The organism is Gardnerella sp. c10Ua_31, assembly GCF_055700915.1.
In genome coordinates, this window is the sequence record NZ_JANUYG010000002.1 from 295,717 (window position 1) to 320,037 (window position 24,321).

Annotated in this window: 19 protein-coding genes and 1 tRNA gene; 2 read left to right on the top strand and 18 right to left on the bottom strand. The window is 45.1% G+C overall.

The features are described from left to right. Nucleotides 1–128 precede the first annotated feature (128 nt). The 15 genes from pstB to NYP55_RS03830 all read right to left on the bottom strand — a co-directional run bounded on the left by pstB (nt 129) and on the right by NYP55_RS03830 (nt 17,742). Nucleotides 129–908, bottom strand: coding sequence for a phosphate ABC transporter ATP-binding protein PstB (gene pstB, locus NYP55_RS03760; RefSeq protein ID WP_004131665.1), 780 nt, complete (start codon nt 906–908; stop codon nt 129–131). A 69-nt stretch (nt 909–977) separates the two neighbouring features. Then, a complete protein-coding gene (gene pstA, locus NYP55_RS03765; RefSeq protein WP_174191234.1) occupies nt 978–2,003 on the bottom strand; it encodes a phosphate ABC transporter permease PstA in 1,026 nt (341 codons plus the stop codon). Then, nucleotides 2,000–2,986 (bottom strand): phosphate ABC transporter permease subunit PstC, encoded by a 987-nt coding sequence (pstC, locus tag NYP55_RS03770; protein ID WP_248901389.1) that lies wholly within the window; start codon nt 2,984–2,986, stop codon nt 2,000–2,002. Before pstC ends, pstA begins: the two co-directional genes overlap by 4 nt. Before the next feature lie 94 nt (nt 2,987–3,080). After that, nucleotides 3,081–4,259: a phosphate ABC transporter substrate-binding protein PstS gene (gene pstS / locus NYP55_RS03775; protein WP_248901536.1), complete on the bottom strand. Its 1,179-nt coding sequence runs from the start codon at nt 4,257–4,259 to the stop codon at nt 3,081–3,083. Between the two features lie 283 nt (nt 4,260–4,542). Then, the gene (gene mtnN, locus NYP55_RS03780) at nt 4,543–5,244 is read right to left on the bottom strand and encodes a 5'-methylthioadenosine/S-adenosylhomocysteine nucleosidase (RefSeq protein WP_248901390.1); all 702 of its coding nucleotides are present in this window, start codon (nt 5,242–5,244) and stop codon (nt 4,543–4,545) included. 40 nt (nt 5,245–5,284) lie between these two features. Next, nucleotides 5,285–5,776, bottom strand: a complete 492-nt coding sequence (locus tag NYP55_RS03785) for a hypothetical protein (RefSeq protein WP_116689339.1) — start codon at nt 5,774–5,776, stop codon at nt 5,285–5,287. A 128-nt stretch (nt 5,777–5,904) separates the two neighbouring features. After that, nucleotides 5,905–7,089, bottom strand: coding sequence for a 3-deoxy-7-phosphoheptulonate synthase (locus NYP55_RS03790; RefSeq protein ID WP_248901391.1), 1,185 nt, complete (start codon nt 7,087–7,089; stop codon nt 5,905–5,907). Between the two features lie 625 nt (nt 7,090–7,714). Next, nucleotides 7,715–9,049 (bottom strand): C1 family peptidase, encoded by a 1,335-nt coding sequence (locus NYP55_RS03795; RefSeq protein WP_415697422.1) that lies wholly within the window; start codon nt 9,047–9,049, stop codon nt 7,715–7,717. 139 nt (nt 9,050–9,188) lie between these two features. Further along, complete coding sequence (locus NYP55_RS03800; RefSeq protein ID WP_472781587.1) at nt 9,189–10,580, bottom strand: coiled-coil domain-containing protein; 1,392 nt, start codon at nt 10,578–10,580, stop codon at nt 9,189–9,191. Between the two features lie 107 nt (nt 10,581–10,687). Further along, entirely contained in the window at nt 10,688–11,371 is a 684-nt protein-coding gene (locus tag NYP55_RS03805; RefSeq protein ID WP_016636472.1) for a pyroglutamyl-peptidase I, read from the bottom strand. Nucleotides 11,372–11,420: 49 nt separating this feature from the next. Then, the gene (locus NYP55_RS03810; protein ID WP_415697420.1) at nt 11,421–12,386 is read right to left on the bottom strand and encodes a purine nucleoside phosphorylase YfiH/LACC1 family protein; all 966 of its coding nucleotides are present in this window, start codon (nt 12,384–12,386) and stop codon (nt 11,421–11,423) included. Between the two features lie 66 nt (nt 12,387–12,452). Then, entirely contained in the window at nt 12,453–13,316 is an 864-nt protein-coding gene (locus NYP55_RS03815; RefSeq protein WP_415697419.1) for an aldo/keto reductase, read from the bottom strand. A gap of 138 nt (nt 13,317–13,454) precedes the next feature. Next, nucleotides 13,455–16,223 (bottom strand): polyribonucleotide nucleotidyltransferase, encoded by a 2,769-nt coding sequence (locus NYP55_RS03820; protein WP_472781588.1) that lies wholly within the window; start codon nt 16,221–16,223, stop codon nt 13,455–13,457. 472 nt (nt 16,224–16,695) lie between these two features. Beyond that, on the bottom strand, nt 16,696–16,965 hold the full coding sequence (gene rpsO, locus NYP55_RS03825) for a 30S ribosomal protein S15 (RefSeq protein WP_004131651.1): 270 nt from the start codon (nt 16,963–16,965) through the stop codon (nt 16,696–16,698). Between the two features lie 120 nt (nt 16,966–17,085). Next, nucleotides 17,086–17,742, bottom strand: a complete 657-nt coding sequence (locus tag NYP55_RS03830) for a hypothetical protein (protein WP_018636838.1) — start codon at nt 17,740–17,742, stop codon at nt 17,086–17,088. A gap of 195 nt (nt 17,743–17,937) precedes the next feature. On the opposite strand from NYP55_RS03830, the gene NYP55_RS03835 reads away from it, so the two are divergent. Both NYP55_RS03835 and NYP55_RS03840 read left to right on the top strand, forming a co-directional pair. Then, nucleotides 17,938–18,633, top strand: coding sequence for a DedA family protein (locus tag NYP55_RS03835; RefSeq protein ID WP_004131648.1), 696 nt, complete (start codon nt 17,938–17,940; stop codon nt 18,631–18,633). Nucleotides 18,634–18,744: 111 nt separating this feature from the next. Further along, a tRNA-Ala gene (locus NYP55_RS03840) sits at nt 18,745–18,817 on the top strand. A gap of 50 nt (nt 18,818–18,867) precedes the next feature. Here NYP55_RS03840 and NYP55_RS03845 read toward each other — a convergent pair. The 3 genes from NYP55_RS03845 to NYP55_RS03855 all read right to left on the bottom strand — a co-directional run bounded on the left by NYP55_RS03845 (nt 18,868) and on the right by NYP55_RS03855 (nt 24,052). Continuing rightward, a complete protein-coding gene (locus NYP55_RS03845; RefSeq protein WP_472781589.1) occupies nt 18,868–20,961 on the bottom strand; it encodes a serine/threonine protein kinase in 2,094 nt (697 codons plus the stop codon). Between the two features lie 184 nt (nt 20,962–21,145). Then, nucleotides 21,146–22,504: a UDP-N-acetylglucosamine 1-carboxyvinyltransferase gene (gene murA, locus NYP55_RS03850; RefSeq protein WP_004133526.1), complete on the bottom strand. Its 1,359-nt coding sequence runs from the start codon at nt 22,502–22,504 to the stop codon at nt 21,146–21,148. Between the two features lie 99 nt (nt 22,505–22,603). Further along, nucleotides 22,604–24,052 carry a metallophosphoesterase gene (locus NYP55_RS03855; protein ID WP_472781590.1) on the bottom strand — a complete coding sequence of 483 codons (1,449 nt, stop codon included), beginning with the start codon at nt 24,050–24,052 and terminating at the stop codon, nt 22,604–22,606. Between the last annotated feature and the right edge of the window lie 269 nt (nt 24,053–24,321).

Below are 24,321 nucleotides of genomic sequence, written 5' to 3' on the forward strand. Positions count from 1 at the left end.
TCATAGAACTTTGAACAACCGAACAGGTTCGACCTTACGCGCACGTGCTGACCAAAGAAAATCATGCAAAGAATCATGCAATGCAAGTGTGCAAGGAATCACACAAACGCAAAACACAAATGCAAAAATCACCCAAATCTGCCAGAAATGTAGCGTTCCGCCTCTGCATTGCGCGGATTGTTGAACATAGTGGTTGTATCTGCAAAATACTCAAGATGTCCTGGTTTTCCAACCGCCTTAAGGTTAAAGAACGCGGTGTAGTCGGCCACGCGCGCTGCCTGCTGCATATTGTGCGTTACAATCACAATCGTGTAATCACGCTTAAGCTCGTTAATCAAATCTTCCACAGCAAGCGTAGAAATAGGGTCAAGAGCGGAGCAAGGCTCGTCCATAAGAAGCACTTGCGGATGCACAGCCACGGCTCGCGCAATACAAAGTCGTTGCTGCTGGCCGCCAGAAAGCCCGATTCCTGGCTTATCGAGTCTATCTTTAACCTCGTTCCACAAATTCGCGCCACGCAAAGCCCACTCAACTAGGTCGTCGGCGTCTTGCTTTGAAATATGGCGATTGTTTAAGCGAACTCCTGCAAGAACGTTTTCTCGAATAGACATTGTTGGGAAAGGATTTGGGCGCTGGAACACCATTCCAACATCTCGGCGAACGGCCACAGGATCCACATCTTTGCCATACAAATCGCGGCCTTCAAGCAACACCTGACCTTCTACGCGAGCGCCTGGAGTAATCTCGTGCATGCGGTCTAGAGTGCGCAAAACCGTTGATTTTCCGCATCCCGAAGGCCCAATAAAAGCCGTAACCTTGTTTGGCTCAATGCTTATGTTAACGTCTTCTACTGCTAGAAAATCACCATAGTAAATGTTCAAATGCTTAACATCAATGCGCTGACCCATTTGCGCCTCACTTTCTAAAATCCTTCGTCTTACTTTGCTTTACTTTGATTTACCTTGATTCACTTCGCTTTATTTCGCCTTTACTGAGAACACGCGCGCTACAACTCGCCCAATAATATTCAGCAGCAAAACAACCACAATCAAAGCAAGCGCCGCCGCCCACGCACGCTCCATCGGAATCGTAGTAACGCACGAAGATGGCGCGTTAGCTGGGCAATTCGCCGAAAGCTTGGAATATTCCTGGTAAACGTACACTGGCAAAGTAGTCATTTGCCCGTCAAAAAGATTGAAATTCGTGGATGCAATAAACCCAGCTGCCATTAAAAGAGGAGCCGTCTCGCCAACCACGCGCGCAACCGCAAGAATACAGCCAGAAACAATGCCAGGCAACGCGGTTCGCAACACAATTTTTGTAATCATTCGCTGCTTTGTAACACCTAGAGCAAGCGCCGCTTCTCTTAAATCGTTTGGCACAATTTTTAACATTTCTTGACACGACTTAACAACAGTTGGCAGCATAAGCAGCGAAAGCGCAACCGACCCTTCAAAACCGTTGATTGTTCCAGGGCCTACAAAAATCGTAAAGCTAGAAAACGCAAACAAGCCAGCCACAATCGAAGGGATTCCGCTCATAACGTCTACAACAAGATTAATCACCCTAGCAAGGCGGCTGCCTCGCGCGTACTCAATCAAATACACGGAGCACATAATTCCAATCGGAATCGAAATTGCCATTGCGCCAAGCGTAATCTCCAACGTTCCAATAATGGCGTGCAAAATACCGCCATAGCCGCCAGTGCCAGTAGCAGCGCCGCCAACAACATAAGTCATATTATGTGTTAAAAAGTCAAGGTTTAGCCGCTTAATGCCGTTTACAATAGTAGTTAAAAGCAAAGAAAGAAGCGGAATTAGCGCAACTACAAAAGACAAAAAGATTAGCACGCGCATAAACAAGTCTTTTCGCTTACGACTTGCGATTCTAGAGCGCGTTGGGCGGAACTTGTTAAAGTCGATTTTTGGAGATTCGCTGCTTGCGCCAACAGTATGGTCAACTCCAGCAGAGCCAGCTTGTAACGATTGCGAATTTTGCATCATACACTCGCCTTTCCCGTGATTTTGCGAGCAATAAGGTTTACAGCGAATGAAATAACAAACAGCACCAAGCCTGTAGCAATAAGCGCACTAACACCCAATCCGTTTGCTTCTGGGTATTGCGCTGCTATATTTGCTGCAATTGTTTGGTTTTGCGAAGCTTGCAAAATGTTGAATTTAAAGGTGAATCCTGGAGACAAAATCATAAGAACTGCCATTGTTTCGCCCAAAGCGCGACCAAGACCAAGCATAGATGCGGAAACAATTCCCGACTTTGCAAACGGCAAAACCGCTAGCTTTATCATCTCCCACTTTGTTGCACCAAGCGCGAGCGCACCTTCTTGTTGCAATCGCGGAGCTTGCTGGAAAATGTCTCGCGCCATAGAAGTTATAATCGGCAAAATCATAACTGCCAGAACAATGCTAACGGTTGCAGCACTACGCGAAGGGCTTGCAGCAGGGCCTGCAAAAAGCGGAATCCAGCCAAAGATGTGAGAGATAAACTTCCAGAACGGGTATATGGATGGCACTAGCACCAATCCACCCCAAAGACCGTAGATTACGGACGGAATCGCAGCAAGCAAGTCGACTACACCACTTAAAAGCGGCACCATTTTTGGCGGAGCATAGTGGCTTATAAACAGCGCGATTCCAATCGAAACAAAGAAAGCAAGGAGCAGAGCGAGCGCAGACATAAGAACAGTTCCAAAAACCATTGGCGCTACGTAGCCTAGAAAATCGTGCGCTTTGCCACCCGTAAAGTCCAAAAATACTTGACTTACTTGGTTTTTGTTTGCGCCTATAATAGGCCACGCTTGAAACAGCAGGAACAATGCAACAGCTGTAAGCACCATTAAAATCAGCAATCCGCAAGCAAGAGCTACGCTTTTGAACAAGCGGTCTGCAAAACCACCTGCAAAACCACCTGCAAAATGGCCACTTTTGTGCGCATCTTTACTGATTTCAGTTCTTTGTTTAGAACTCACTCATGCTCCTTTTGTAGTCATTATATAAATGCTATCAGCAGCAATATATTGACTACTATATTAACTACTCTAAAATCTTTGCAAAATGCTATTTTTACTTGCCTATCGACTGAATCGACTTGTTAATCCTTCCCATAAGCTTTTCTGGCAAAGGCGCAGTTCCAGCAGCATCTTTAGCCGCAGCCTGGCCATCTTTGCTAGTAACGTAGCTAAGCCAAGACTTTGCAAATCGTGCAGTTGCAGCATCTTTGTAAGCACCGCACACAATATCGTAAGAAACTAGCACAATCGGATAAGCACCTTTTTCTTCTGTTTTGTGGTTTATTTTAACAACAACGCGGTGCTTTGATTTTGCTGCAGCATCTTCGTCAACCTTTGAATCGTTAACGGTTATAGAGCCACCTTCTGGGCTAATCTGGTTGTAAGAATCTCCCACTTTTACTGCAACAGTTCCAAGCTTTCCAACTTGCGAGAAGTCCGCGTATCCAATTGCTCCGTCTGCCATGCGGATTGTGGAAACAACACCAGACGTGCCTTTTGCGCCCTGGCCTACGCTATTTGGCCAATTTTCGCTAAGATCGTAGGCCCAATCGCTTGGTGCAACGTCTTTTATGTAGCTTAAGAAGTTCTGCGTTGTACCAGACTTATCGGACCTGTGAACAACTGTAATCGGCTTATCTGGTAGCTTTAGCTTTGGATTTTGCGATTTAATAGCATCGTCATTCCAACGCGTAATCTTGCCGTCGAAGATTTTTGCGATTGTAGAAGCGTCCATATTTATGTGTTTTCCAGCATCCGAAACGCCTTTTAGATTAAAGATTACTGCGATTGGAGAAACGTATACTGGAACGTCGAAAGCCGTAGTGCCATTAGCGCAAACCGACTTTGATTTTTCTAACTCGTCGTCGCTTAACGATTTATCGGATCCAGCCCAAGCTGTTGCTCCCGTCATAAATGTTGTAACTCCTGCACCCGAGCCAGTTGGATTATATGCTATTTTTGCGCCAGGATTTTTGGATTGGAATCCTGCAATCCACGCTTCTACAGCAACCTGCTGGGAAGACGCACCCGAACCTTGGAAGTTTCCTACGATTTTTGCGCTAGTATTTGTGGACGATTGCGAACTACTTGCAGGAACATTATCTCCGCAAGCCGCAAAGCTCACTAAAGTTGCGGACGCTAACAATCCTGCTGCAATCGCGCGCATATTCCACTTTGTGTTAGACTTTATTGATTGATTTTCTACTGCATTATTTACTGCATTTTTACGCATATTCTTCATTTCCTTTCAAGAAGAATTGCCATTATGCCAGTCAATCTGCGTTTCTCGTATAACCTACCGCAAATTTTCCTCTTAACTATTTAAACTAATGTTTAAAACTGGCATCTTTTATTTCTTATTACCTTTTTTCTTCTATTAACGATGCCAATCTTAAGAGTGGGGTAAAAACCTTGCCGCCAAAATCTGATTGCACTCAAAAAATGGCGGCATTTAGCGCTACTCGCCTTTTGTTTGGCGATGCTGCGCGTCGGCGACCACATCGGCGTGTTGAACTCTACAAATTCCTAACAATATTTACTGTCATTTTTGCAGCAGTATCCGCGTATTCCGATATGTCGAAAGTGTGGAACTCCTCGTATTTTGTGTCTGCATTGTCGCTCATTGCGCGCACAACTAGCGCTGGAACGTCGTTTCTTGCAGCAACGTGAAGAATCGCAGCGCCTTCCATTTCTACAGCATCTGCTTGAGTCGCCTCAATAACTTCCGCCACTTTTTCGGGCGTGTCTACAAAATATCCGCCAGATGCGATTGTTCCCAAAATGTGGTTAATGCCCATCTTTGTTAAAACGCTGTCTGCAGTTTTAAGAAGATAATCGTCTGAATGATATTCGTTTGTAAACGGCTTCCACTGATTAATCATGCGCATGTCAGTGTCTAAATATCTTAATGTTTTTCCAAGAACAACATCATTTGTATGCAAATTTTTATTAAGATTTCCCGCAATTCCCGAAAAGATTACGGCCTGCGGCTTGTACGTATCAATTAAATACTGTGCGGTTGCAGCGGCATTTACAAGTCCCATTCCGCCAACCGTTGCAGCCACTTCGATTTTTCCGCCATCTTCGCATTCAAGCACGCCACAAGATACGTCTAAGCTGGCTGCCTTATTATGCTTAACATTGCTAAGAGAAGCGGAAATGTGCGCAACTTCTTCTTCCATAGCGCCAATAATGGCAATTTTTGTAAACTTAGGCATTCGTCAAATCATCCTTTAGTCTTAATCGTATGTGCTGTATTTAATCTCGCGCGTTGTATTTAATCTCGCGCGTTGCGTTGCGTCTAATCAAAAATACGCTTACACAACACATAATAACAAAAGACACGGTTGCAATTTTTAGCGAAGCGCTGCACGTGAATTCAAACCAAGGATTTGTAGCGGGAACATTCAAAAACTCCATGATTTGATTTTGAAGCGCAATAAACCCAAAGAAAGACGCTATTAGCAAAACGCAAATCGTAGAGCCAACAATAAGACGCCATCCGCGCACAAAAACGCAAAGCACAATCAACGTAATAAACGGAACAATAACGCTAAACCATAGTGCAGAACAGGCAACAACAGTGTAGCCTTTGCTGTGAGTGCCGCGATACCACGCAAACGCCAGAAGAAATGCGCCAGCAAGCAAAAGCGCAAAAATCGCGTATCGCGCAATTGGAAGAGCGCGGCTTAAAACGCCATCTTTATCTTGGGGAATATTGTTGTACTCAGGGGCTGGCGATTCGCACATTTTGCACTCCTTTGTTCAAAAATGCTGACTATTTATAGTCTTATTAGTCTTACTGTAGCATGTTTGCACACTTTCATTTCCGCTTTTTGTAGCTCGACACGCCGATTAAAGCAACAAAATCGGCAAAATCAAGACTTAAGTCGGCGAGAAGAAACAGACTGCGCAAGAGTGTTAAGCAATCGCGCAGTATCTTCCCAAGAAATGCATCGATCTGTAATAGACTTTCCGTATTCAAGCTCGCTCAAAGGCGCAGGATCTTGGTTTCCGCCTTGCAAGAAGCTTTCCATCATAACGCCTTTAATGCCCTTTTCGCCGTGAGCAAATCGATCCGCAATATCTTGCACAACTTGAATCTGGCGATTCTCATCTTTGCCAGAATTTCCGTGCGAGCAATCGATTACAACGCCATTAGACGCCACGCAATCCGCGCCGAGCCTCAAACGAACCGACGCAACGGCCGCCGCAACAGAAGCCGCATCGTAGTTTGGACCCTTGCTAGAGCCGCGCAAAACAACATGACAATCAGGGTTTCCAAGCGTTTGCACAGCGCACGCGCGTCCAAGATGGTCAATTCCAAAGAAAGTGTGATGCTGGCTGGCAGCTAGGCAACCATTGACGGCGGCTGTAACAGAGCCATCCGTAGCGTTCTTAAATCCGACTGGCATAGAAAGACCGCTAGCAAGCTGGCGATGAATCTGCGATTCCGTGTTGCGCGCGCCAATCGCCCCCCAGCTAACCGCATCCGCAATAAACTGCGGGCTAGTCGGCTCCAAAAACTCGGTTGCTGCAGCCAAACCAGCGTCCAAAACGCCAAGAAGCGTGCGACGCGCCAAAAGCAAACCCTTGTGGATATCGTGCGTGCCGTCAATATCTGGGTCGTTAATCAATCCCTTCCAGCCAACTGTTGTGCGCGGCTTTTCAAAGTAAACACGCATAACAATCAAAAGCTCGCCTTCGAGCTTTGCGCGCAAATCAGCCAAACGAGACGCGTAGTCAAGAGCCGCAGCGGGGTCGTGAACCGAGCAAGGCCCAACGATTACAAGCAAGCGATCGTCATCTCCGTTAAGGCATTCGCGAATCTCATCGCGTGACTCGGCAACAATATCTTGCGCATACGGAGAAAGCGGCAACTCGCCAAGAACTTGAGCAGGAGTGGGAAGCGGCTCCAACTCCAACACGCGACGGTTGATTATACGATCTACGCCAACCTGGTCTTCCCAGCGCTCGAATTTAGACGAGTCAAGCGGATTCATGCCGTTTTCAACAGCTTGCTTGACTGCGCTTGAAATGCGCTGATCAGGCGTAGATTCCATTTGTCACCATCCTATAAAATAAGCTGCGCTCAATGCGGCAAGATTTGACGCAATTACAAAGCACTACAAGTTTATGTAGTTGCTCCGACCTACCTTCGAGCTTAGAGCGTAGCGCAACTCTCCTATTTGATGTTGCGCGAGGTTTGAGTATTTCTCTCCTCGCAGGCGCGACGAACCGCCTTTCCGCTTTTTGTACCAAATTTGGCCTAAAACACATACAAAACCCGGAAAACAACTCCGCACTTTGTACCATTTTTGACCAAAAACACGTACAAACTCGGGAAAAACTTCCGCTTTTTGTACCAAATTAGGCCAAATTTGGTACAAAAAGCGGAAAATAACTCACGCGGCTCGGGCGCACTCGAGTAGGCTAAACCACACTTGGTGTGGCACCTGCTGCGTCAATCGAGACGCAGCAGGCCGCGTTCGCGCAAAAAGCACACCGTGCTTTTTGCAAATAGCGAACGCGGCGCGCTCGATTAGGCTAATTTCCTAGTGAAATTAGCCTAGGCCACAACAGTCGCGCGGTCTAAGCGCGCGACTGTCCTCGCTGCAGCAGAAGCAATGCTTCTGCTCTAAGCAGCTCGGGCGCATTAGAGTAGCTTGAAATCCTAATGATTTCAAGCTAGGCTAATGCGCCCATTGGGTCCCACGCTGGCAAAACAATTGCTGGTTCTTCAAGTGCTTTCTTATATTCCTCTAGCAAAAGAGCCTTAGGCACAGCAACCTCGTACACGTACTCAGTGAACCAATCGTCACTCATCGTAAAGTAACCCTTGTCCGCAATATCCGCGCCCCAAGAGTTCTCCACGCGCCAGCGGCGAGTAGTCGTGCCGTCATCCGCAACATCAACTCCAGCAAACGCCATAGCATGATTCATAGCAGAATCAGCAAAACGCACGCGCTGCTCCTTGTTCAAGTCAAAATCAACGCCATAAACGCGATTGTACTCAAACAAATCCGTAGCCCACGCGCCATTATCGCGATCCATCATAGGGTGGCAATCCGCACCAAACCAAACTGGAATACCCTGCTCAACAAGAATCTTACGCACGCAATCCTTCATAAACTGGTTTGGCACGTTCAAATATTCAGTAGCATCTCCGCCAGCAACATTGCCCAAGTGCTCAATCGCAATCTTCTTGCCCTTTGGATGCTCCGCACGCGGATCGTCCACCAAGCAAACGTAGTCTTCCAAACCAGCAGTAACGTACTTCTTCCAAAACTCAACTGGAGTAATTTCGCCATCGCGATGGAACTTTCCGTCCTCGTCCGTCCACTCCCAATCGAAGCTCTTTGGTGGCTCACCCAAGTGAATTGTAAGAATCCTATGACCCGCAGCCATAGTCGTCTCAATAATATTGTCAATATCTGCAGCATTGGCATACATATGAGCCACAGCTGTGTGCAAGAGCTTTTTAAGCTGAGTATTCATATCTCCAGTGTCTTTAGAAGACTCTGTTTCTGGATACAAATCCTTAGGAACAGCACCATACTTCTTGTAGACGTTCATAGCCATAGTCCACTGGCCGCCGTCGCCCATAACGTCACTGAGCAAATGCTGCAACAAACGCGAATCAGAAGGCTCGCCAGAGCGAACAAGAGCCGCAACGTCATTTAAGAAGTAGTTGATTCGCTCAAGCTTGTCGAAGTACATTGCGTAGTTCTGCGAGAACTCAAAATCCTTAACTTTAAGCGATTTTTTAGCAACAAATCGCGCAACATTCAAAGAGCTAAATAGCCAGCAGCGACCAGAATGATCTTGATGCCTTGCATCGCCATTATCCACAACCGTTGAGAATCGGCGCTGCAGCAGGCGAGCGCGGTCGTAGTTTCGCGCCACTTTATCGATTCCTGCAGCCGTAACGCCGTTCATTGCCAAACGATTCAATGGATTTGCGTCAAAATCGTCACGCAAACCTTGCAAAGCTTCGGCACTTAATTCACAGATCTCAGTCACTGTATAACCTTTCTTGTTTTCCTTGTTTTATGTTTATTTTTTATAGTTTATTTTAGCTTTTTTCGCAAATCTTGCGTCTGCTTGCGACTTTTCCGCGACTTTTCTGCGCAAATCACGCAGCGCAAATCACGCCAGAAGCTCACGACTCCTGCGCAATTGCCTCTTCCACTTGAGCCTGAGCATCTTTTCTAGCCTGCTTTTGAGCATACGCATCTCTATGCTCCGAAGCATCCACATCTGTAGAATCGCCAGAATGCCCCTGTCCAGAAGCAACATCTCCAAAATCAAATCCCGAGAATGCGTTTGCAAACAAAGACCTAAGCTCAGTAACGCGCTGCGTGATTTGCGCTTCCCTATGCTGTAATTGCGTTAAGCGCGCCGTCATGCCGTCAAGCTCCTTTTGAGCTGCCGCCCTGCGCTCTTCCACCTGAGACGTAGCATCTTGCATAGCTTTGCGAACGATTTGCGCAGCCTGAGCATCCGCATCCTTATGCGCTTGAGCAGCATAATCATCCGCATCTTGATGCACAGTTTTTGCGCGCGCAACAAGCGCGTCTGCCTCTTCTTGCGCAGCACGCTCACGCTCTTTTAGACCAGAAATAAGCTCGTTCACCTTTTTTGTGGCCTCTTCTTGTTGAGCTGCAATGTCGTTTCTAATTTGCTCAACTTCTGCACTAACTTGGCTCAGTGTACGTGTGCGCTCAACTTGCGCTTCGTCCGCAATCTCCTGAGCCTTTGCAGCTGCAGCATCCGTGATTTCTCCAGCCTTGCGCTGAGCATCCGCCATCATCTTTGTTGCGCGCTCTTGCATATCTGCAAGCTTCTTATTCGCCTCTGCTAAAGCCGATTCAATTTGATCATTCGTTTCTGCTTTAGCATGTGCGATTTCCGCGTTTGCAGCCGACCTTTGTTCCGCGATTTTTTGCGCTGCATCCGCCTTCAGCTGTGCAATTGCACGTTCTTGCTCGGATTTTTCGGATGCCATTCGCTTCGTGTGCTCTTCACGCGCATTGCTGATTTCTAGCGTTGCAGCATCTTTTTGTGCATTAACATCTTTACTCGTTGTTTCGCGCAAACGCTCTGAATCCTCTTTCGCAGCGCTCGTCATCTGATTTGCCTTATTGCTTGCCGTAGAAAGCAGCGTATCTGCCTTAGTTTGCGCTTCTTGAAGCAAATGTTCCGCGTCTAATTTTGCATTATTCAGTAAAGTTCCTGCCTGAGCTTGAGCCGTCTTTTTAATAGACGCAGCGTCTTGCTTTGCACGCTCAATTAATTGCGCACTAGTTTGCTCTGCCGAAGCAAGTAATTGTTGCGCATTTGCGCCCAAAGATGCAAAAGTATTTCCGCTTTTTGCGCGTTTTACATTATTTTTTTCTTCTTGCAATTGTGCTTGCAATTGAAGAATAGATTCGTCACTAGATCGCACTTGTTCACGCAAACGCGATATTGTGCGCTCATAGTTGGTAAAGGCTTCGTTGACTTTATCTTTGTCGTACCCTCGCAAAGCAGTTGGGAAACGATCTGGCACCATGTTTATTCCTTTCACAAACCCCCGCACGACTACTACTTATCGTGCACACTCCATCAGCAATAACGCTATCACTTTAGTTGCTAAAACACTCGAGCGTGTCGCGCGAATTACTTGAGCAATATTCCCGAAGACGAAGGTTTCATATAGTAATTTACAGCTTCGCAAATTATGCTTTTTCCAGCTTTTATTTGCGCGTCTAATGGCAGCCCGTGGCGTGCATCATGCAACGCAACCACTGGCGGAAAACTTACAAACCCTGCGATTATGCGCTTTTTAGAATTATTCGACGCCCAATCTAGCAATCTATAAAACAGCGAATTGCAAACATATGTTCCTGCATCCGAGCTTAGCGTAGACGCAATCCCACTATGAGCAAAATCGTTTAGAATCATTCTTAGCGGCAGCCTAGTCCAGTACGCAGCAGGCCCATTTTCAACGATTTGCACGCTTTGAGGAGTGTGGTTATCTACGTCTGGCTTATTCGCATCCATTATGTTTGTAGCACATCGTTCTAGTTGCACTCCACGAGCCGCGTGTTTTACACCTGTTGCAATCACAATATCCGCGTCTTGCGCGTTAATCGTTTCTAAAAGATGCGGCCAAGCGTTTGCAAAACTGATTGGCAACATTACAGACGTAATTTTTACGCTAACATCTTCTGGAAGATTAAAATCCGATGCTAAATCGCCATTTTTGGCGTGCTCGAGCGCCAGTGGCACTTCGTGCGACGGATTTATTTCTAAATCCTCGTATGGTCCAAACCCAGAAATCACTACGTTAATTTGATTCATAACAATAGCTTTCTACAGCTTTCCAACAATAGATTTCTAACAATAGCTTTTACTTGTCTTTAACTACAAGCGCAAGCAATCGTCCTTCGTGAGATTTTCCTGCAAGACATGCGCGTCTGTGAGAATACCATAATGGATTTTCCAGCGTACACATTGGGTTTTGCAACGCCTTAAGGCGACTTTCCAGCGCTTCGCCTTCGCCGTCTACCTTACAAATCGTTTGCAACTCTTCGTCTTTAGCCAAATATTGTGTGGCAGCAGTAACGCGCGGCAAAGCGTCAACAATATTTGCAACTCCTGCAAGCGCTAAATCAATGCGAGCAGCTTCTGCAATATCAATTCCAAGTCCACCAAAACGCGTTTGCGTTACAGTTTGTGGGTATCGGCGTTCAAAGTCGCGCGCGATTTCTTCGCCAACTTCGTAGCAATCACCACAAATGCATGGCCCCAAAACAGCTGTTATATTCGAGCGATCGGCTCCCTTTTCGCACATCGCTTCAATAACAGAATCAAGCACGCCAGCCATTAAGCCTTTTCTGCCACAATGTGCTGCAGCAATTACGCCAGATTCACTATCTGCAAGCAAAACTGGCAAGCAATCTGCAGCAAACATTCCTAAAGCAAGCGAGCAAGCAGTTGAAACTTGCGCATCTGCTTCGATTCTAGCGTGTGAATCTGCAAAACCTGTAGCATCAAAACCGTACGGAGTGTTCCACGAATCAACTATTGGATCTGCATCAAAAACACTATTTCCGTGAACTTGGCTAACAAGACACAAGTCAGATTTAAGCGCGCGTTGCAAAGCACAACGGTTGCTAAACACAGATTTAGCATCGTCGCCAGCTTTGCCTCCTAAATTAAGCGAAGCAAACGCACCTTCGGAAATTCCACCTAATCGCGTTGTAAAAACAGCATGAGCGCGCGCTCCAAGTGGCACTGGAATTGTCACTGGAATTGGCAAGCCGTCTTCGTCTTCGTGTGCAAGTGGCATTCCTGCTACGCTAGTTTCTTGCATATTATTCGCTTTCGTTTTGTCTTATTCGTTTTGTCTTATTTGATGTAAAAGTTAATCAAAATTAAACTAACCCAAATAAGCTAATTCTTCATCGCTTAATTGCAAATCTGCAGCCTTTAAGCTATCTAAAATCGTAGCTGGCCTATGCGCGCCTGGAATAACAAAAACATTGCTGCCCTTGGCAAGCTCCCAAGCCAAAACAACCTGCTGATAACTAACGTTATGAGCATCCGCCACTTTACGGAATGGGTCAAAAAGATGCTCGTCATACGGGTGACGGAACCCTCCAAGCGGACTCCAGCAAACAAACGCAATTCCAAGCTTCTTGCAATATTGCAACGTGTCTTCGTTTTCTAAATGCACTGGCGAATACTGATTTTGAACAGCAACAAGCTTTTCTCCCAAAATCCCACGCGCAATGTCAATCTGCTCAACAGATGCGTTAGAAATGCCGATTTCTCGCGCGACTCCCTCATCGAGCAGCTGTTGCATTGCTTCAATCGACTCGTTGTATGGAACTTGCGGATCTGGCCTGTGGAAGTAAAGCAAATCAATCGTATCTACGCCAAGAGCCATTGCCGACTCTTTAGCGTGCACAATCAAATGCTCTGGCTTTCCATCTTTACCCCACGTTGGCTTGCCATCTGTAAAGTTGCGGAAGTGACCGACTTTTGTTGCAACAAGAATCGAGGACTTGTCTCCATTCCAGCTATCCAACGCCTCGCGCACAAGCTTTTCGCCAGTCTGCTCCTCACCGCCCGAGCAATAATACGCCCATGCCGTATCTATATGCGTGCATCCAGCGTTTAGAGCAGCGTGGATTGTTTCAATGCCCATACTGTGCCCAAGATTGTTTTCAATCGTTAATGGCATCTCACCAAAGCCAATAGCTGTAGTGTTGAACGATCCTATAGTGCGATTCATGGCCATTTTTCTCCTGTTCAAATGTTTCAAAAAATGTTTCAAAATGCCCCCAAGCGCAAAAGCAACTTGAAGGCATTTAGATTTTTTATTTTATATGACTAGGCGCTTATGCGCTTGCATCTTTATCTTGCGATTAGCTTGCGATTAATCCTCGTCAAATGGGTCAAAATCGCGGCGGATTCTGCGACGAGGGCGTTCTGCGCGCTCCTCGCGAGCAGCGCGATACTCATCGTAGTGGTCGTCGTCTGCAGCGTAGCGCAAATTGCGGTCGCTCACTCTGCGATCCGATCCACGGCGAGGACGCTCTGCGCGGTCGTCGGAACGATCGGAACGCTCTGCGCGCTCACTTGCACTATCATCTCGCTCGTCGTATCGGTCGTCGCGAGGAGCGCGGCGGCTAGGACGGTCTTCATAATCGTTGTTATCGTAGCGATCGCTTCTGCGATCATCCCTTCTAGAAGAGCGCTCATCGTAGCGGCTGGAACGATCCGAACGATTTTCCCTATCGTCATAACGCGAATCGCGGTCGTCGCGAACGCTACGGCGGCGAGGACGATCTCCTCTATCTCCTCTATCTCCTCTATCTCCACGATCATCCCTATCGTCGCGTGGAGCACGCCTACGGTCACTTCTGCGATCATCCCTATCTTCTCGATCTTCGCGAGATCCACGACCACGATTTTCACGAGGTGCTGGTGCTGAAGACTCTTGATTTTCAAAACCTGGAATTGCCAAAGAAATCTTGCCGCGCTCGTCTACGCTTTGCACGATTACCTCTACGGTATCTCCCTCTTTAAGCACATCTTCAACGGTGTCGATGCGCTCACCGTTAGCAAGATTACGAATCTGGGAAATATGCAATAAGCCGTCGCTTCCAGGAGTCAAGTTTACGAAAGCACCAAAGCTCGTAGTCTTAACAACCTTGCCAGTAAAAGTCTCGCCAGCCTTTGGAATACGTGGATTTGCAATAGAATCAATGATTTCCTTAGCCTTTTGAGCAGCTTCGCCACCTTCGGAAGAGATGTACACAGTACCGTCATCTTCAATAGCAATCTCGGCACCAGTTTCTTCTTGAATCTGGTTAATCATCTTGCCCTTAGGGCCAATCACTTCGCCAATCTTATCTACAGGAATCGTAGTTGTAATAATGCGTGGAGCAAATGGGCTCATCTCTGCTGGGCAATCAATGCACTCGTTAATCACTTCAAGAATCGTAGTGCGCGCCTCGTGAGCTTGCTGCAAAGCAGCAGCCAAAATGTCTGCTGGAATGCCATCAAGCTTAGTATCAAGCTGCAAAGCAGTAATAAATTCAGACGTACCAGCAACCTTAAAGTCCATATCTCCAAACGCATCTTCTGCGCCAAGAATATCGGTCAAAGTCTTAAAGATGTGCTTGCCATCAACGTCTCCCGAAACCAAGCCCATAGCAATGCCAGCAACTGGAGCCTTCAAAGGAACGCCAGCAGCGAGCAAGGAAAGCGTAGACGCGCACACGGAGCCCATAGATGTAGAGCCGTTGGAACCAATAGCTTCCGATACTTGACGAATAGCATATGGGAACTCTTCGCGACTTGGCAAAACTGGCACCAAAGCCTTCTCTGCCAAAGCACCATGACCAATCTCGCGGCGCTTTGGAGAACCAACGCGACCCGTTTCGCCAGTGGAGTATGGAGGCATCTCGTAGTTGTGCATGTAGCGCTTGGTTTGTGGGCCAGAAAGCGCATCCACTTGCTGCTCCATCTTAAGCATGTTCAAAGTAGTTACGCCCAAAATCTGGGTTTCGCCGCGCTGGAAGAGCGCCGAACCATGAACGCGAGGAACAATATCAACTTCTGCACTAAGCGTACGAATATCGCGCAAGCCGCGGCCGTCAATACGGTAATCTTCCGTCAAAATACGACGACGAACAATCTGGCGCTGCAACTCCTTGAACGCATTGCCGAGTTCCTTTTCTTTCTCGGCTTCGTCCATATCGGTAAACTCTTGCGCAATCGCCTCGCGCACGCCTTCTTTAATTTCCGCAATGCGGTCTTGGCGTGGAAGCTTTTCTGCAATAGAAAGAGCCTCGTTCAAATCTGCATGAGCAATCTCATCGATTCTTGCATAAAGCTCATCCGTATACTCTGGGAACAGCTGGAATTCCTTGGTTTCCTTAGACGCAATTCGCTTCAACTCATTTTGCGCTTCGCAAATAACCTTAATGAACGGCTTTGCGGCTTCTAAGCCTCCAGCTACAACTTCCTCATCTGGCTTAATTTGACCCTCATTATAAATCAAATTCCAAGCATTCTTACCAGCGCCAGCTTCGATCATTGCAATCGCAACATCGCCATTTTCAATAACGCGACCAGCAACAACAATCTCAAATACAGCACGCTCACGCTCACTCCAACGAGGGAATGCAACCCACTGGCCATCAATCAAAGCCAAACGCACACCAGAAACTGGGCCTTCAAATGGCAAACCAGAAATCATAGTAGAAGCAGATGCAGCGTTCAAAGCAATAACGTCGTAAGCATCATCTGGATTAATTGCCAAAATCGTTTCTACAACTTGCACTTCGTTACGCAAAGTGTGTGGGAAAAGTGGGCGCAATGGGCGGTCAATAATACGGCACGCAAGCGTTGCCTCATTTGACGGGCGGCCTTCTCTGCGGAAGAAAGATCCTGGAATCTTACCAGCAGCGTACATTTTTTCTTCCACATCAACAGTCAGTGGGAAGAAGTCGTAGTTTTCTTTTGGACTAGATCCTGCAGTCGTCGTCGACAAAATCATGGAATCGTCATCCAAGTATGCGGCAACAGCACCATCCGCCTGCTGAGCGAGGCGACCTGTTTCAAAACGCAGCGTGCGCTTTCCAAATGAACCATTATCAATAACGGCTTCTACAGCCTTAATTTCGGGACCCTCCACGGGTTCCTCCTTTTCTTAACTTACCTAATCAACCAACATGCGTCGTCATTGGCAGACTCGCTTTTTTGTTACCTTTGCCTAACATACGCGCGAATCTTTGCAAAATGCATAACCAACATTTCGTAGTTTTTTGTTTCGGTTACTTCAATCATCCATATTCAATTATGTTTTATTCTTCAGTTATAAATCCTGCAAACTTAAGAACTTGCTAAAACTAAATCGCTTAAATCTTAAATCACTTAAATCTTAATCGTTTAACCTTAAATCAATTATTCTTAAATCATTTAGCTTATAATCTAAATCGTTAATCCTAAATCTTCAAACTTAAATCTTCAAACCTCAAATTCAGCCATTTAATCAAGCTTTTTAATTCTACTTCAAACACACTAAATTCACTAGAATCGCATAAACAATACGCATAAATACAAATGCATAAATACAAAAGCCCGAGCTTACGCTCGGGCAAAAAGACTTATCGACGCAATCCGAGTCGATCAATCAAAGAACGATAGCGATTAATGTCTACGCGCTTCAAGTAATCAAGAAGACGACGACGGTCACCAATCATGAGCATCATACCACGACGAGAGTGGTGATCATGCTTGTGCTCCTTCAAGTGATCGGTAAGGTCGGAGATGCGCTTGCTGAGCAAAGCAACCTGAACCTCTGGGGAACCCGTGTCACCCTCGTGCGTTGCGTATTCGTTGATAATGTTCTTCTTATCTTCAGCCGTTAATGCCACGGCGTCCTCCTTATGTAGTTACTGCGCGGTGCCGCATCCTTTAATACAGCGCTTGCAAATCCGCGGGCGTTACACGCCGAGTTTCGATTTTACAACTATGCCCAAACAAGCTTATAAAGCCTACATAGCAGTAATAAATCCGCCAAAAATCACTACAAGAATCGCAAGAACTTCTATAGCGTAAAACATTATGAACGAAGCCCAGCTGCGAGTCAAAACGTTTAATCGCGACTTTTTAGGAACCATTACAAGCAATCCAACAAACAAAATCGCATAAACAGCAACGCCAAATCCAGCAGAGATTATTCCAAGATTTGCAGCATTTGCAAGTCCACTTGCTGACCCATAAACAACGTATGTTGAATACCAAAAACTTAAGCGCAACAAGCATAATCCGCTAATAAATTGTTCAATCGTTAGAAAAACAACAAACAAGAATCGCCAAAGCCATCTACTAGACTCAATTAGCGCCATTGCCAAAGCTGTAGCGGTTGCAACTGTTGTAACCCAAGCAATAAACACAACTCCCTGCGCAGATAATCCAGAAAAATTCTTAACAACCCAAGCAGTGTGTTGAACTGCCAAAGTTCTACCTGCCCAATAAGGAACAACAACCGCTACAAGAAGAATCGCAAAATAAAGCACCCAACGCTTAGGATTTGAGTGGAGCTTGGAGATATCTGCTATAGAAAGCTCCGACTCCAATTCGCCAGGCAACTCAAGGGTTTCATCTGCGTTAGCATTAGCAGCATTAGCGTTTGCTTTACGCTGATCCATCTCTTGCACTCTCCTTTAACGTGCTAAACTCTTAGTGCTGATTAGACTAGATTAAATTTGTTACAACAAATCTAGTAACGGCAAATCTTAGTGAATACCTTACCAGCCACATTCCCCTATCTAAAGCGTGCAATATAATGATACTCCACGCGATTGCAACAAAATGCGCAATCACAAACAGATTTAGGTACACACATGGGTTTTATTCACTTTATTCTTAACCTTCTTAAAGATCCGCGCTCTGCTATAGCTGGCTGGATTGCTATGGGAACTGCACCCGCACTAGGATTGATTTTTCTAATCATTTTTATTGAAACAGGCGTTGTATTCTTCCCATTCTTGCCTGGCGATTCCTTGCTTTTTGCTGCTGGATTCTTTGCAGCACCAGATGCACAAACAGGTAAAAGCTCGCTTCCACTTGCGATTTTGCTCGCCGTTGTTTGGATTGCGCCCATTATTGGTGACCAATGCAACTACTTTATTGGCCACTTTTTTGGCAGGCGAATCGTTGAATCAGGCAAAGTTAAGGCCTTAACACCAGAACGCATTGCTAAAACAGAGCAAATGATTGATAAGTGGGGACCAATTGCCGTGTTCTTAGGCAGATTCTTCCCATTTATACGCACATTTATGCCATTTATTTCTGGCATTTCTGGCATGCGCTGGACTCGTTTTACTCCTTTTTCTGTTCTTGGCGGAATAGTGTGGTCATCGCTTTTTACTCTTCTCGGCTACTTCTTTGGCAATATTCCTTTTGTTCAAAAGAATTTTGAGCTTGTTATAGTGGCGATTTTGCTTATTTCTCTTGTTCCAACTTTTATTGGGCTTTACAAAGCTCACGCTGCCAACAAAGCCAAAAAACGCTTAGAAAACGAAGCGCACCAGAATTAGCTTAACAAAATAACTTAAGCAAAATTAATCGTGTTTTACAACACTCCATCACTTCTAGCGTTGTACTTTTACGCATTTTGTAGTACAGTGTGCAGAGTTGTGTAAAACATTGGGGCTATAGCTCAGTTGGTAGAGCGCTTCGTTCGCATCGAAGAGGTCGTGGTTTCGATTACCATTAGCTCCACTAAGCCCACTGCATTCATTCCACCGCAGTGGGCTTTTTCTTTGCAAATCCTAAGCACCGCTGTTATCGAATGCGTTTTCAATCGAATCGATTAGCGGATCTGCCTGGCTCATTATGCTCTTAACTCTGTTATCAACGTTTTTATTTTGCGACTTCAAAGACCGCGCTAAATCCAACGCATCGTCAAAAATCTTTTCAATAATATCTTGATTTACGCCATCTGCCTTAAATTGCGCACTCCAAGAGTTCAGGGACTCAAACACAATCTCACTTGCATCTATTTTTACAATCTCATTTTCGTTTTTCTTTGCATTTTCAACAAAAGCGCGCAACTTTCCAGCATACTCTCGCACTTTAGGCTTTGGCTTAGCTTGCGAATAGTTTGTAAGATCTAAGTAGCCTTTGCCAAGCGTGGAATACATTAACGCTGACTCATAATCCTTTGCCTTAACACCCTTTAGCGCCTCTTCAAACCACTTTGCAGACTGTTCAATACGTTCCTTTCTATTCGCACTACTTGATTCTTCTTTATCTTTAACACCGTAATACCAATACGCTTTTCCAACAGATAAGCATAATTCATACCAATCTTCGGATTTTTTAAGATCCGACTTGTACTTATTAACAAACGACGTAAAATCTTCTCTTTCGCTTGCACTCCATCGAAAATCTTCAATCTGGTTTACTAAAAGTCGCAACGCTGGCTGAATGGATATAGGCTGAACATTTGCATTAAAAAGCTTTACTTGTAAAGACATAGCTTTGTTAACATATTCAACAATTTGCTTAGAATCTGTTGATTTTGCAGCCTTAGACATGTACTTTTTATATTCTTGTACACTGCTTGTTATGTTGCTAGCGTTCTTGTTTTTTGTAGGGATATTGCCGCTTTTTACATATGAGCGCAGTTCGCTTACTTTTGCTCTACTTGCGTTTGTTATTACGGATTTACAAGCAAATGCAAAAACAATACATCCAATAAATGCCATTAAGGCGCAACAAACAATCTTAAAAATATTTTTCTTGCCATTTTTAACACCATTTTTAACACCATTTTTCTTGTGTCTTTTGCCAATATTTTGATTACCACTTTCTACGCGCAATCGCGAGAGAGCATGGCTGCTACGACTTGCATCATATTTTTTGCGAGTTTGCGCACCTCTCGCACGTTCTTTATTGCGCAAAACAAGACCAGATTCTCCCATATTTGACTCAACTTTTTCGCCAAATTCTAAATCTTCTAAACAATCTTTTAACGCTTGAGAAAACTCCGCACAATCTTCGTATCGGTCCTTTGGATTATGCGCCAATGCGCGCATTAACACATAGCGCACACCACTATCGCAATCGTCGCAGCTCAAATCGAAGTTAGTAAGCGGATGAGATTTATTAGAATCCTTAAAATCTAAAGTCTGATTACTAGAAAAACTAGAAAAATCGGAATTGTTAAAACTTAAAGAGGAATCAGAACAATTGGAACTCTCGCAATAGCATGTACCCGTAAGCGCGTAAAACAACGTTGCTCCAAGCGCATAAACGTCTGTAAAAACGCCGATTTTAGCATCCTGCTCAAAAAGCTCGGGAGCTGCAAATCCACATGTTGCAAAACGCGCATCTTGCTTAAATCGACTTGGTTGCACCAAAACACCATCTTCGCCTTTAAGCTCTAATGCAGAGCCAAAATCAATTAGATGCACACTAGAATCATTAGAAATCATAACGTTAGAAGGTTTTAAGTCGCAATAAACAACAGCTGGATTTAACGAGTGAAGGTATTGCAATAATTCGCATAGCTGGATTCCTAAAGCGCATACTTGACTAGGGCTAATAACTCCGCTTTGCGCAATAATCGTTTTTAGCGAACTTCCCTCAACATAGTCGCGAACTGCGTACGCTCTGCCATTTTCCTCAAAAAAATCAACGATTCTAGGAATACAAGGATGATTGCAATGATTCAAAACCTCGACTTCTGCTCGAAGCGATTGCAAAATCAAAGCTTTTTTATCACTATCTAAATTCTCATTAGACGTTTCTTTAACAGCCCATTTTTTGTGTAAAACATTATCTACAGCAAGATAAACGCTAGAAGTTCCGCCCGAACCAAGCTTTCCCAAAAGCTGATATTTTCCACCTACACAAACCATATTTACCGCACTTTCATAAAATCAAACCGATAATAATCCTGTGCGCTAAACTCTATGCACTAATTCATGCAAAGAAAAGACTTAATGGAAAATGTGTACCAAAGCCATCAAAGTCCTAGAAAAATAAGGGAAAAGTTATCCACATTGCTTACATTGCTTGCATTGCTAGTATTAATCACACTAATCAATCAATGTCTGCGCCAAGAGCAGTGAGCTTTCCTCTAAAGTCTGCATAACCGCGGTCAATAAGCGAAATACCCTTAACGTTAGATGGCCCCTTAGCTGTAAGAGCTGCAATAAGATGACTAAAGCCACCACGCAAATCTGGAACATCAATATCTTGACCAGTAAGAGGTGTTGGTCCAAAAATCACAGCAGAATGCTTGTAATTGCGCTGCTGGAATCGACAAGGAAGCGAGCCAAGGCACTCGCGATACAGCTGAATCATAGCACCCATTTGCACAAGCGGCTTTGTAAAGCCAAAACGATTCTCATACACTGTTTCATGCACAATGCTCAAACCTTTAGCTTGCGTTAAAGCAACAACAAGCGGCTGCTGCCAATCTGTCATAAAACCAGGATGAACGTCGGTTTCAATAGCAACTGGATGCAAGTCTCCGCCTGGATGCCAGAATCGAATACCATTATCTGCAACGTCAAACTGGCCGCCAACTTTGCGGAACACGTTTAAGAATGTCATCATTTCTGGCTGAGTTGCGCCTTTAATAAACACATCTCCGTGAGTCGCAAGCGCTGCCGAAGCCCAAGATGCCGCCTCAATCCTATCTGTTAAAGCAGTGTGATTGTAACCTTGAAGCTTATCAACGCCCTCAATTCTAAACGTGCGATCAACGTCTACAGAGATGATTGCGCCCATTTTTTGCAAAACGGCCACCAAATCCATAATCTCTGGCTCGATTGCTGCACCCGAAAGCTCCGTTTTTCCTTCTGCAAGAACAGCAGCAAGAAGAGTTTGCTCAGTAGCACCAACCGAAGGGTAAGGAAGGTGGATTTTAGTTCCGTGCAAACCGTTTGGAGCAGTAATGTGAATACCGTCTTCGTGGTCTTTGTTTACATTTGCGCCGAGCTTGCGCAAAGTTTCAAGATGGAAGTCTATAGGACGCCCACCAATATTGCAGCCGCCAAGCGCTGGAATAAAAGCCTCGCCAAGCCTGTGAAGAAGCGGGCCAGAAAAAAGAATCGGAATACGAGAAGACCCCGATAACGTGTCTACGTCGGCAACGTCTGCAAGTTGAACGTTGCTTGCGTCGATGCTAACAACGCCTGCAGCACCATCAACGCTTACATTTACACCGTGCAATCGAAGCAAATCCGAAACAACGTGAACATCTCTAATCTCTGGAACATTCTTTAACACGGATTTTCCAGGAGCTAGGAGCGCTGCAACCATCGCCTTGCTAACAAAGTTTTTTGCGCCACGAACTTTAATCGTTCCGTTAAGCGGCTTGCCACCTTCTACATGTAAAACGTCTGCAGCGTCGATGCCGCTTTCGTTATGTTCAGCCGTGTTTTGCGCAGACACATTTACCTCTTTCGTTTGCAACTAAAACTAATTAACTATAATACCGATACGCGTGCCAATCGCATGTAAATGACGTTGCAATCGCACAATAATCGCACGCTATTTTGCAACTATAGACCGCCACCTTCTTAAAATCCTTGCAAAAAGTGAAGGCTTTTGCAATAGGTCCACTTCTGGCAAATCGTGACTACAATCCGCGTTTAATCCATATGTGTACGCTTTTTTAGACGATGCTTTGCCAACTAAATCGCCGAATTCCAGCATTTGCGTTCTAGGCTCATAAGGGTGACGAATGTCGAACTCAAGAAGCCTTGCTCCGCATTTAGAAGCCACTGGCCCATAAGACGCAAATCCGCACGTTGCAGTGGCCATTAGAAGCATGCCAGAATCCTCGCACCTGCCAGCAAACGCGTTTCTGTGATCGTGCCCTGCGCAAAAAGCAAAAGCACCAATCTTTTGCAAAATATTGTATTCCCCACTGTCTTTATCTGGGCAGCTCACGCCTTCTCCAAGATACCCATCTGGCAAAACGCGATTATCGTCTAAAGCGTAGTATTTTCCAGCAAAACGCCTGTAGCCTTCGATAGCGTTTTCTTTAGCAGCGCAATCTTTAGGAACTTCGCGTAGTAAATCGTAGTATTGCGGAAGCGGAAAATGCTGAAAAACGCAGAATTTTGGCGGCAAAAAGTTTGGCAAATCCGCTAAAAAGTCAAGTGCATTACTAGAAGGACTTCCGTAACCACCACGCTTTTCGTAATCGCCAGAATCTACAAGAACAATAGAAAATACGACTTTTTCTTGATTTACGTCCATAACAGGCAAAGCAAAAGTTCCTGCTTTGCAAGGAAATATGATTTGCTTTGGCAAAATGCTTTTTGGAAGAGACATTGCGGATCCGCTAGAAAATGCTTCATCGGTTTGCTGGCGATTCAAGCATCCCGAAAACTCTTGATACAAAGAATCCAGCTCCGCGTTGCTTAATCCGCACTGAAAATCGTGATTCCCGTACGTTAGAGCCCAAGGAATTGAGCGTTCTTCTAAAGGCTTTACCATGCGCTTAATATGCTCTAAGACTTTTTTGCGCGTATCTTGCAAATCTTTTTCATGCGACTTGCGCGCATCTGCTCCACGGTTATCTTGCGACTCATCCCAGCGTCTTCGCACAAAAGTGTTCGCAAAATCTTTAGCATACCCTGCAATCTGATTGCCACTAAAAATCACAATATCTGGCTTAACTGCATCGCAAGCAGACTCTATAAGCTTAATCGTATCTTTGCTGATTTTTGGCGCATCTTGAACATCTGCAAACTGTAAAACGCGGAATTTTCCCGAAAGATGAAATTGCAACTTACCTAATCTTGCAGAGACGGATGTTGGAAGCTTTGACGAATCAGATGCGCTATACGAATTAGACAAATTAGACGTATTAGAGGCATTAGACGACTTAGCAAAACTTGACGACTTAGCATTTTGAAAAGTCTCCTGCTCATTTAGGCTGCTTTTCAAAATCTTAGAGTCGCTTTTATCAGATTCTGCAATTTCTAACATAGTTCAAGCATACGGCACAGCATCTGGCGTATCAACAAAACACGGCAAAACACTAAAAATCATTAATGATTATTCAAGATAACGCAAAACAAGGTAAGACGACGCAAAACACAGCAAAACACCGCAAAACGCCGCAAAACGCCGCAAAAATAGCGTTTTTTTACAATATTTTAAGATAACTTTAAGCTAATAACCTATTCGCATTAAGAAAAGAGTGGTTAGATATAAAGCATAAACGAAATAAATCACAATAATCAGTGATGTAGAAC

Coding starts and splice junctions, on each gene's coding strand:
- pstA (WP_174191234.1), bottom strand. CDS start 2,003: ATGATGCAAAATTCGCAATCGTTACAAGCTGGCTCTGCTGGAGTTGAC.
- NYP55_RS03800 (WP_472781587.1), bottom strand. CDS start 10,580: ATGGTGCCAGATCGTTTCCCAACTGCTTTGCGAGGGTACGACAAAGAT.
- NYP55_RS03815 (WP_415697419.1), bottom strand. CDS start 13,316: ATGGCCATGAATCGCACTATAGGATCGTTCAACACTACAGCTATTGGC.
- NYP55_RS03845 (WP_472781589.1), bottom strand. CDS start 20,961: ATGGTTTGTGTAGGTGGAAAATATCAGCTTTTGGGAAAGCTTGGTTCG.
- NYP55_RS03855 (WP_472781590.1), bottom strand. CDS start 24,052: ATGTTAGAAATTGCAGAATCTGATAAAAGCGACTCTAAGATTTTGAAA.
- pstS (WP_248901536.1), bottom strand. CDS start 4,259: ATGCGTAAAAATGCAGTAAATAATGCAGTAGAAAATCAATCAATAAAG.
- NYP55_RS03805 (WP_016636472.1), bottom strand. CDS start 11,371: ATGAATCAAATTAACGTAGTGATTTCTGGGTTTGGACCATACGAGGAT.
- NYP55_RS03790 (WP_248901391.1), bottom strand. CDS start 7,089: ATGGAATCTACGCCTGATCAGCGCATTTCAAGCGCAGTCAAGCAAGCT.
- pstB (WP_004131665.1), bottom strand. CDS start 908: ATGGGTCAGCGCATTGATGTTAAGCATTTGAACATTTACTATGGTGAT.
- NYP55_RS03835 (WP_004131648.1), top strand. CDS start 17,938: ATGGGTTTTATTCACTTTATTCTTAACCTTCTTAAAGATCCGCGCTCT.
- NYP55_RS03785 (WP_116689339.1), bottom strand. CDS start 5,776: ATGTGCGAATCGCCAGCCCCTGAGTACAACAATATTCCCCAAGATAAA.
- NYP55_RS03810 (WP_415697420.1), bottom strand. CDS start 12,386: ATGCAAGAAACTAGCGTAGCAGGAATGCCACTTGCACACGAAGACGAA.
- mtnN (WP_248901390.1), bottom strand. CDS start 5,244: ATGCCTAAGTTTACAAAAATTGCCATTATTGGCGCTATGGAAGAAGAA.
- NYP55_RS03830 (WP_018636838.1), bottom strand. CDS start 17,742: ATGGATCAGCGTAAAGCAAACGCTAATGCTGCTAATGCTAACGCAGAT.